The sequence below is a fragment of the Sporomusa sp. genome (genome assembly GCF_057736855.1).
In genome coordinates, this window is sequence record NZ_JBYKYF010000114.1 from 1 (window position 1) to 9,074 (window position 9,074).

Below are 9,074 nucleotides of genomic sequence, written 5' to 3' on the forward strand. Positions count from 1 at the left end.
TTCCCGTCGGCACCGGTAATAATGGTCTCCTGCTGCTTGGCTATCCGATTTTCCAGTTCGGTCAGATTCAGTAAAAAACCGCCGCCGCTGTCCTTACTGTCACGCCCCCCTGACGCCAGATAATTTTGCGCATGTACAGCTGCGCCCAGGGCACCGGCATAAATGGCATCCAATTTAAATTCGCTGACGGGATGTTCCAGCAGGTCTTCGATGGCTTTTTTCATACCGATATTGTTAGCAACACCGCCGGAGAAAGCCAGCCCCGGCTCAAGTCCGATACGGCTTAACAGATTGCGCACCCGCCGAGCGGTAGCCAGGTGAACGCCGGCGGCAATATCTTCCGGTGAAGCCCCTTTAGCTCTGAGCGAGATAACTTCCGATTCGGCGAATACCACGCACTGACTACTGATTTCGGAAGGCTTGGTGGCTTTAAGCGCAACCTCCCCCAGTTGGTTCAAATCCAAGTCCAAGAGCTGAGCTACTTTTTCCAGGAAACGGCCCGTACCGGCGGCACATTTATCGTTCATGACGAATTCTACCACCCGGCCTGTTGCCGGATCGACTTTAATACCTTTGGAGTCTTGGCCGCCAATATCAATAATGGTTTTAATCCCAGCATTAAGGTAATGAGCTCCCATGGCATGGCAGGAAATCTCAGTCACAATTTGATGGGGTATCTCCGGGAAATGCATAGCTACCCGGCCATAGCCAGTGCCAACGATATAGCTGATATCCGACCGGTTCAGACCTGATGCCGCCAGTAATTCTGCCAATAATTCATCTGAGGTTGCCTGCATGTCGATGCCAGTGGGGATTTGGGCAGTAAATAACTCATCGCCGGTAAGTAATACCGCCTTGCCTGTCCTTGAGCCAATATCGATTCCCACTACCGCGGCTCCGGTAATAGTAGGAAGCAGGGTTTGATCAATTACTTCCGCAATTTTCATGGTTTTTCTCTCCTTCGTTTTATTTGTTTGCTATCAATGTCAGCGCTGCGCCGCCATTAAGCGGTTTCCGCCGTGCCTTTCCAGCGGGTAAGATAGTTTTCCAGCGTTACAATCAGATAGTTGACTGCCATCCCCAGCATCATTAATACCAAAATGCCTGCATACATTTTTTCTGCCTGATACTTGTGCTGGGCATCAAAGATTAAGAACCCCAATCCAGCGCTGGCCCCCAGCATTTCTGCCGCCACTAATATAATGAGCGAGCGGGTGGCGCTAATCCTGAGTCCGGTAAGAATAGACGGCATGGCTGCCGGTAATATAACATGAGTAAACAGGCCTAGCCGGGACATAGCCATGGAGCGCGCCGCCTTTACCAGCAGCGGATCAACCGTTTTAACTCCCTCGATAGTATTAAGCAAAATCGGCCAGATAGAGCCCCAAAAGATAACCCCGATTTTAGATACTTCCCCTAATCCAAAAACCAAGATAAACACCGGATACAACGCCAGCGTCGCCGTATTCCGGCAGATTTGCATTAGCGGGTCGACAATTTTTTCTACCTGTTTAAACCAGCCCATAAAAATCCCCAAGGGAATGGCCAGGATAACTGCTAGGAAAAAACCCATAAGTGAGCGTTGAAAACTTGCCAGCACATGGATAAACAATTCCCCTGACAAGATAAGTTCCACCAGCCCTTGCATAACAGCACTAAAGGCGGGTAAGCTGCGAGAATCAATGAGTCCTATTGATGGCAATACCTGCCACATCACAATAATAACTCCAATAGCAATTAGCCTTTTCAATATTTTCCAGACCATTCCCCAGTATCTGTTTACCACAATTCCACCTCCCTTTTTCTCTGTAACAGCGGGCTTAACTGCCGCTGCTGCCAAACATCAGCCGCTATCGCACGCTGTCTCATTCATCAACCACTTTTTCTTGCCAGCCTGTTAGGCGTTTTTCTATTGCCACCAGCAAGTAGTTGACAGCAACACCGATAAGCGACATAGTAATGATACCTGCATACATCTCCGGTACCGCATACCGTTCTTCAAAGTAAAAAATCATAAACCCCAGGCCGGCATTAGCACCAATCATTTCGGCGGCCACCAATACTAAAATCGAACTGGCCGCACTCAGTCTGACACCGGTTATTATTGAAGGAAGCGCTGCCGGTGCAATGACCTTATATAGCAGCGTCAGCTTAGATACACCCATAGATCTGGCTGCCTTGATTAAAAGCGGATCAGTATTTTTTACGCCAGAAATCGTATTAAGCAGTGTTGGCCAAATGGTTCCCCAGATAATAATGGCCATTTTAGAAACCTCACCAATGCCAAAGAGCAATATAAAAACCGGATAAAGAGCCAGTACGGAAGAATTACGGCAAGCCTGCACCAAAGGATCTACCACTTCCTCCAATTTGTTATACCATCCCATAAAAATTCCTAAGGGAATGGCTATCCCAATACCAATAAAAAAGCCGGTAGCCGAACGAGTGATACTAGTGGAAAAATGTTTAAAAATTTCTCCGGTCACCACCAACTTAAACAAACTTTGAATTACCGCACTAAAGGGCGGCAAAAGAAATGGATCAATGAGTTCCAAACGAGGGGCCAGTTCCCATATAAGCGCTACCAGGACAATGCCAATGGTTTTTTCTAATGCGCTGACTACTAGCGCAATCGGTATTCGAGAAACCCAGCCTAGTTTGGGCTTTAGCTCCCGTTTTGCCTGATACACTCTGCGGAAATTACTAACTACCTCTTCAATCACCCAAGCTGCACCTCCTTACATTGACTTTACCTGGATAAAAATAAAAAGCCGAAAACGCCCATTTGCGTCTCCAGCTTATTCACCGGTCAACCATCAACAGTTTCAATTATGCTACACCATACGGAATCTACTTACCTCATTACCGTTAGGGCTTGCTCCCCCCTCCTTTCAAAATAACAAAAGCCAAAGCTCATATTATGAACCTTGGCCTTCAGCTTGTTCTCTGATCAGCACCCTATAATGGCCTCAGCAGCGAGAGTGCCATATCTGTGAAAACAATAGTAGCACATTATCCCAACTGCGTCAACACTAACATTCAATTGTTGTAAGGTTTTGCCTTCCCTCAGCGGAATCTGCTCTGCTTAGGCGGACATTCTTGGTAAGGCTCAAAAATTGACATACTCTTTGTCAATTCCCCCCTCTTTCCATCCCCTTATTCAGAACCTGATGAACATTTGCAACTATCCTGATTGCCCATTGACGAACGACCAGCAGCTGATTTGCAGACAGTCTTGTGTAGAATATACCTTCCTCTTTTACCGTAAGCTTCTAATGCCTTATCAATAGACCCGGAGATTGCCAAAGCAAACGCGCCTACTGACAACAGTTCTAGTTCCGCCTGTGGACCAATTCGGGCTACCAATACCACCTCAACGTCAGCAAGCAGCTTAGCAACAATACTGGCGGTATGCTTATGCACTGGATCGAGTATTTGCGGAACCTCCCGCCGCTCAAGAAAAATATATGCTCCTTTTTCATTAACCTCATAAATCCAGAACTCTTTTGCCCTGCCAAAGTGCTCGTTGATGGTTAATCCATCTGTACTGGCAACCGCTACCTTGGCCATCTTCTATCACCTCGTAAAATATAGTAAGGTATACAAAAAACAAGGAGACAGATTTTTTCAAAACGAAAATTCTGTCTCCGGTTTGTTCCCAGTCAACAAATTGCCTTGCTGCTATTATTTTTCTATATTTTAGACTACCAGGAAATTTGTGTCAAGTGGCTAAACGAAAATATTCTTTTGCCAATTGCACCCAAGCTCCTGCCGCAAAATGACACGCTTACCTATATGGCTTCACAAGAACAGTTCTGGGTAAGTCATTTTTCGGTTAATACATAGTCGGCCTACCCGTAAGCATACATCTATAGTTTAAATTTACTAACCGCCTGCTGCAGCTCTTGTGCCATTGTCGTAAGCGTCTGACTGGAAACCGCCAGTTCCTCCATTACGGCAGATTGTTCTTGCATCGAGGCAGCAACGGTCTGCGCCTGACTTGCAGCTTGGGTAGTTACCTGGTTTATTTTGTTGGTTGATTCTACGATTTGCTGACTGCCATTAGCCATTTGTTGACTGGCGGCAGCTATTTGGTTGACTTGCTCAGCTACTTCCGTAACTAATGTTAAGATATTATTAAATACCTGACCCGTCGAAGCCACAACGTTGGCTCCTAGCTTGACTTCATGTGTGCTGTCATGCATCGCCGCTACTGCTTTATCCGTATCTTTTTGAATCTCATGGATTAAAGCTGCAATCTGTTTGGCAGCTGTTTGGGACTGTTCGGCAAGTTTCCTTACTTCCTCTGCCACGACAGCAAACCCACGTCCCTGCTCTCCCGCTCTGGCTGCCTCGATGGCAGCATTCAAGGCTAGCAAGTTTGTCTGTCCGGCGATTCCTGATATGGTATCGACGATACTGCCTATTTCTGCAGACCTTTCACCTAGTTTAGCAAGCTCTTGTGCCGAATGCGCAACCGATATTTCAATAGTCTCCATCTGATTTAACGCACTTTCTACCGCTTTACTGCCTTGTTGTGCTGCGTCAGTTGTTCTACTGGCTCTTACCGCTGCATGATTGGCATTGGCTGCCACTTGTTGCAGGGCAGCTACGAGCTGTTCTATGACACTGGCAGTTTCCTCAACCGCTGCGCGCTGGTCTTCAGCGCCACGCGCCATATCGTCAATAGTGGCTGCCACCTGATTAACTGCTTGCGCCGACTGCTCACTAGTGTCTTTAAGTGTACGCGACGCCGCAGTTAAGATTTCAGCTGAAGAATTAACACTGGTAATAAGTGCTTTTAGGCCTGCGATCATTTGGTTAAAGCCTTGCGCCAATGTACCGATTTCATCTTTGGCAGCTACCTCGACAAAATTAGTTAGATTCCCGCTGGCTACCCGTTCAGTCGCTAAAACCAAATTGCGGATGGGGCTTGTCATTTTATTAGCGATAACAACCGCAATAATACTCACACTAATCAGTACTAGCAGGGAAATTCCGCCAACAAATGCGACAACTTTATCTCTGGCAGCATTAAGCGTTTCGATATTCTTGCCAACAAACAATGCTCCCAGCGGCTTATCATCCGGCCCCATTAGCGGTTTATAAGCGGTAATATAAGGAATGCCGGAGACCTCAACCGTACCAACATACTCTTGCCCCTCCTTAAGCACCTTACCAGCAATTTCTTCATCTAATTTAGTCCCTAACACTCGCTGACCATCTTTCATAATGGTAGTAGCCACACGTTCATCGCCCAAAAAGAGAGTCACATCTGTACCAAAGGCCTCCTTGATTCGATCAACGACAAGATCATTACTAATATAGTATCCCGCCGAAATGACCCCAACAATCCGGCCATCTTTATCTTTTACCGGAGTTCCAGCCCGGGCGGAAAACTTCACTACTGTTCCTGATTCAATAGTAGCAGAGGCTATGCCGTTAAGCGCATTCTTAACATTTTCCTGATTGGCGACATTATCGCCTCTTTTCTTGTCATGGGTACGGACAATTACCTTTCCTGTCTCATCGGTTATTGTAGCAAAATCAATATTGGCCCGCGATAAAAGTGGCCCCAGTTGCTCTAAAATGGTAATAGCATCTTTATCTTTAATTCCTTGTATAACCCCTGGATGACTGGCCATAACAGCACCAAAATTCAAGGCGTTTTTTTGATACTCTTTCAGGGTGATGGTAAGCCCTTTCATGCCTGCTTGCACCTGTTCGGCAGCAATCGTATTATTATATTGGGTAAATAAATAAAGTGCCGGTACCAACGTAGCTACTACAGCAAGCAGAGTAAGTAATACTGCAAATATAATCAATTTTAACTTAATCCCGGTACCAAACGCCTTACTAACAAAGCTGACAATGTTACCTACTTGAAAAAATATTTTCATATGCTTACAACCCCTTTTATCGGTAAGGATAGCTTCCCAACAAGCAGTATTCTCTGCAGCCCATTATGGAAACTGGTTGCTCAAAAAACGGAAGGCAAAAGCGTCTGCAACGGATGACTTTAGCCTTCCGTTTTCTGATTGGCTTGCCTACTTATTTTTTTGAACAACACTGGATTGGTTGGTCCTTGCAGTATATAGTAAGCTATTGATCTAAAAAACAGATTTCAACTATAGCCCGCATTTGGCAAATGCTTGTTTCAAATCATTAATAATATCCTCAGCAGATTCCAGCCCGATACTCAATCTAAGATGCCCGTTGCTAAACTCTGGCGGATAGAAATGATTCCTTTCATCATCAGGACCGGTATAAACAATTAAGCTTTCATCATGGCCAATAGAAACGGCTGGAACAATTAGCTCCAGAGAATTAACAAATTGGTTATGGGTGGCAACATCCGCCTTTAGACCGAATGCCATAACTCCCGAAAACATGGTCATCTGCTTTTTGGCAATTTCATGCTGTGGATGACTGGCAAGACCCGGGTAAGCGACAAAGGCTACTGCCGGATACGACTCCAGAAACTGAGCTACCTGCAGAGCGGTTTGGCTATGCTGCTTCATGCGCAGCGGCAATGTCACCATCCCCCGCATAATGAGCCAGGCATTAAACGGGCTGATAATCCCCCCCAGATTGACCATGGCTTGCCGCTTGATTTTATCAATAAGTTCATTGCGGCCAATGATAGCTCCGCCCATAGCATCACCGTGACCGTTAATATACTTGGTCAAGCTGTGAACAACAAGGTCGGCGCCTAAGGCAAGCGGCTGCTGTAAAAACGGCGTGGCAAAAGTACTGTCGACACTAAGCAACGCCCCGGCAGACTTAGCAATCTTAGCAATTTCGGCAATATCACTGATTCGGGTCGTTGGATTGCCAGGCGTTTCAATGTGAATAAGCTTAGTATTAGGACGTAATGCCTGCTTAATCTCCTCCAAGTTCGAAGTATCTACAAGACTTGTTTCTATTCCGTACTTTTCAGGAAAATATTCGTGTAACAGTCGATATACAGCTATGTAAGAAACATTGGAGCAAATGACATGGGCATTCTGTTCTAAAAAGGTGAAAAACACACCGGCCAATGCCGAAACACCACTGCCTAAAACTACGCAATCCTCCCCTCCCTCAAGTGCTGCTAGTTTTTCCTGCAGATAAATCTGATTTGCCGATGTATTTCTGGTATAAACTAACTGATTGGGATCACTCCAGTTAAGCCTTGATGCATCCTCAGGCAGGCGATAACTATTGGCCATAGTGATCGGCCGTCTTATGGCTCCGGTTTCTTTATCAATATCATTACCTGCATGAACGCAATTTGTCTCAAAACTCCATTTTTTGCTGGCCACCATGTGTAGATTCCTCCTCTAAAAAAATATAAAAGACTGAAAGCAAACGGATATCACCGCTCGGCCTTCAGTCTTCTGATCAACCTGTAGTTACTATAGTATACCATAGTTGTCCAGAATATACAATATTTACTTTTTATTGAAATATTTTTAACATCTTTTGTATCCGCAAGAACACCCATAATGCCAATAAATGCGCCAGAGAAACACACAACTTCTCTGCCCTAAATCAATGGCTTATACATTATTAGCTGTTTGCTTCCAGTCTTCTGTTCGCTTAACTTCCTTGGCTTTGCGGGTAAGGCAGATAATTCCGGCCCCCGTCAGACTCAATAAGCTGCCACCAATTGTTGTGAAAAAGGCGGTTTTGAGGCACGCTCCGCCATGAGAGCAAATCCCAATAACCCAGGGCAATGGCAGGATTACAATAACAATACCTAACAGTAAAATGACAATTCCGCTTAATGCCTGTGCCTCACTAGTACGTAACACTAACAATGAAACGGCCAGGATAAGCGCTAGCAGCGTCACGAGAAACTCGGCCTGGTATGCGTAATGGCACCGCATCGGGCTGCCTGCTCCCACTAATCCGGTGCAAATCGGTATAACTCTAGGCAGTATCAGCAGCACCAGGCTGACTATAATGGCGCTCCAGGCCAATGCTTTATAAGCTTTCAATCCCTATCAGCTCCTCTATTATTTTTCACACCCGGTAACTGTCGCCAGCAGCAACTGGTAGCGTCGAATGTGTATGGGGGTGATGACTGCCCGGACTATGCTCCCTAAATGGCGCTCTGTTTACCCCACTGTATAAAATCCCAATGCCTAATAAAAATACAACCAGCGCACCGATAAAAAATTTTTCTAAGCTCACGATTTAAGCCTCCTCGTTATCAAGTAAAAAAGTTATGCCTTCCAGAAGGAAAAATAAAAGGCCGGAGCTCCCTCATAGGATTTATCCGACCTTTAGTTACTACTAATCAGCCAAGCAACATTATAATTTATAATTACATTGTTATTTTCCATATGCTCCATACAGCTTGCCCGCTTCCACCATAGCGACAGCGCTTAATAAGTTTCCGTTGGGGGGAAATTCGCAGCCTGTTGACAAAATAAATCCTGCACCGTTGTTCCGGAAGAGTTCAATCTGCTCGCGGCAGTCAGCCAATACTTCCTCGCGGCTCATAACCAAACCGGTATTGGCCGGGTGAGAATAGCCAATGGTCACTACTTTTTTGCCCCACTTTTTGGCGTGTTCTTCCCAGGTCTTGCAGCCATAAGCGGGATAAGCCACCGAAATAGCAACAGGATTAGCCCACTTGATAATTTCTTCAAAATATACACCATTGCCGCAATTATGTACCATAACAATGCCACCAGCCTCACGAATGGCATTGGCAATGCGCGCAATAAATGGTCCTTCAAACATTTCCCATTGTTGTCTGCTAAGTATTGTCGGCGAAGAGTACAGCGGATCAATGCATACAGAATGGGCACCGGCCTCAATTTGAGCCTTAGCATATTCCACAAGCACTTGGGTGATAATTTCTATTGCTTGCAACACGGCTTGTGGATGACGAATCAAATCCTTAAATAACTCTTTGTGTCCGCGAATTTGGGATAAAACACCAAGCGGCCCATAGACAAACCCAATAATCGCTACTTCATTGCCTTTGGCTTTGGCAAGCCCGGCACAAATATCAATAACCGATTTCATACGCTTTCCTTTACGCGGGTCTACATATTGAATCTTATTATACTCCTTGGCAT

At 45.5% G+C, this 9,074-nt stretch carries 9 protein-coding genes; all 9 read right to left on the bottom strand.

The annotated features are described in order from the left end of the window. A partial coding sequence (locus tag AC29Z1_RS09125; protein WP_488271148.1) for an acyl-CoA dehydratase activase occupies nt 1-947 on the bottom strand: 947 nt, incomplete at its 3' end. A 56-nt stretch (nt 948-1,003) separates the two neighbouring features. Beyond that, nucleotides 1,004-1,786: an ABC transporter permease gene (locus tag AC29Z1_RS09130; RefSeq protein ID WP_488271149.1), complete on the bottom strand. Its 783-nt coding sequence runs from the start codon at nt 1,784-1,786 to the stop codon at nt 1,004-1,006. A gap of 79 nt (nt 1,787-1,865) precedes the next feature. Continuing rightward, complete coding sequence (locus AC29Z1_RS09135) at nt 1,866-2,723, bottom strand: ABC transporter permease (RefSeq protein WP_488271150.1); 858 nt, start codon at nt 2,721-2,723, stop codon at nt 1,866-1,868. Nucleotides 2,724-3,156: 433 nt separating this feature from the next. Then, the gene (locus tag AC29Z1_RS09140) at nt 3,157-3,570 is read right to left on the bottom strand and encodes a NifB/NifX family molybdenum-iron cluster-binding protein (protein ID WP_488271151.1); all 414 of its coding nucleotides are present in this window, start codon (nt 3,568-3,570) and stop codon (nt 3,157-3,159) included. Between the two features lie 299 nt (nt 3,571-3,869). Beyond that, nucleotides 3,870-5,900, bottom strand: a complete 2,031-nt coding sequence (locus AC29Z1_RS09145) for a methyl-accepting chemotaxis protein (protein WP_488271152.1) — start codon at nt 5,898-5,900, stop codon at nt 3,870-3,872. A 228-nt stretch (nt 5,901-6,128) separates the two neighbouring features. After that, complete coding sequence (locus AC29Z1_RS09150) at nt 6,129-7,307, bottom strand: trans-sulfuration enzyme family protein (RefSeq protein WP_488271153.1); 1,179 nt, start codon at nt 7,305-7,307, stop codon at nt 6,129-6,131. 234 nt (nt 7,308-7,541) lie between these two features. Beyond that, nucleotides 7,542-7,982, bottom strand: a complete 441-nt coding sequence (locus tag AC29Z1_RS09155) for a DUF4418 family protein (RefSeq protein WP_488271154.1) — start codon at nt 7,980-7,982, stop codon at nt 7,542-7,544. A 25-nt stretch (nt 7,983-8,007) separates the two neighbouring features. Next, on the bottom strand, nt 8,008-8,178 hold the full coding sequence (locus tag AC29Z1_RS09160) for a hypothetical protein (protein ID WP_488271155.1): 171 nt from the start codon (nt 8,176-8,178) through the stop codon (nt 8,008-8,010). Nucleotides 8,179-8,319: 141 nt separating this feature from the next. Further along, nucleotides 8,320-9,074, bottom strand: a 755-nt coding sequence (locus tag AC29Z1_RS09165) for a uroporphyrinogen decarboxylase family protein (RefSeq protein WP_488271156.1), incomplete at its 5' end; no start/stop codon positions are given.